Consider the following 1,209-nt stretch of genomic DNA (forward strand, 5'->3'; position numbering starts at 1 on the left):
TGTATAGACGGGAGACATCCGAGACAGGTGTTCGGAGACATCCGAGACGGTTCAATCATGGTGGTTTGTGACTGTGAGGTCGATGGATTTGATGCGCTGTGTGCGGAAGACGACGTCGTAGACGTCATCGCGTCCTGCCGGGCGTAGAGCGATGGTTTTGCCTTCGAAGGCTTTCGGCACCTTGAGGCGGCGGCCCTCGAAGCTGAAGTGTCCGCCGGCCTGGACGCGGCGTGGCTTGTCGTCGGGGCCATATTCGAAGGGTTGCGGGGGCTCGCGATAGGACCGTGTGCTGGGCGCATAGCGCTCGATCGGGGTGACCAGGCCGATGGCCTCGTGCGGCCGTTCGGTGTTGTAGACTTGGCGCCAGCGTTCGAGTGCGGCTTCGGCCTGGGCGAGGCTTTCATAGGGTGCCCCGGAGAGCTTCTCAGCCTTGAGGGTGCGGTGGAAGCGCTCGTCCTTGCCGAGCGTCTGGGGATGATAGGGCCGCGAATGGCCGATGGTGATGTCCTGCTCGATCAACCACACGCCGAGCGGCGTGTAAGGGTCGCCTGGACCGTTGCCCCAGGGCGAGCCGTTGTCGGTCATGATACGCCAGGGCAGGCCGTAGCGGCGGAAAGCCTGGATCAGGCGGGTCTTGACCGTCTCGGTCCGCTGGTCGGCACAGGCCGCCGTCACCACGGCGAAGCGGGAATGGTCGTCGAGGACGGTGAGCGGGTGCAGCCGCCCTGTGCGCATCGCCACATGGCCCTTGAAGTCCATCTGCCACAGGTTGTTGGGAGCGGCGTGCTCGAAGCGTGTGAACGCCGGCACGCCGCCGCCGAACGCGCCCAAGGGCACACCGTTGCGTCGCAGGATCTCGGTCACCGTCGAGGGCGCCGGCGCCGCCAGCCCGCGCCGCTTCAGCACCTTGGCAAGCTTGCGCCCGCCCCAGCAGGGGTTCTCCCCGCGCACCGCCAGCACCTCCGCCTCGATCGGCTCCGGCGTGCGCCGCGGCGACGTCAGTGGCCGGCGCGAGCGTTCCTCAAGCCCGGCCTCGCCTTCGGCCCGATAGCGTGCCAGCAGCCGATAACCCAGGCTCGCGCTTATCTCGAACCGCCGGAACAGCTCGCATTTGTTCACACCATCGATCTGCGCCAGGCGAATGAACTCGCGCTTCAGATCCATCACCGAGACCCCCGTGAACGGCATCGCAGATCTCCTTTCGAGATC

1 protein-coding gene is annotated in these 1,209 nt (G+C 66.2%); it reads right to left on the minus strand.

The window, feature by feature from the left end:
• Positions 1-51 precede the first annotated feature (51 nt).
• On the minus strand, positions 52-1,188 hold the full coding sequence (locus tag AC07WJ_RS37165; RefSeq protein ID WP_494939771.1) for an IS481 family transposase: 1,137 nt from the start codon (positions 1,186-1,188) through the stop codon (positions 52-54).
• Positions 1,189-1,209: the final 21 nt, after the last annotated feature.

Source organism: Phreatobacter sp. GW821-FHT04C01, from assembly GCF_059420385.1.

Excerpts from the sequence above, each read along its gene's own strand:
- AC07WJ_RS37165 (WP_494939771.1), bottom strand. The coding sequence starts at position 1,188 with ATGCCGTTCACGGGGGTCTCGGTGATGGATCTGAAGCGCGAGTTCATT.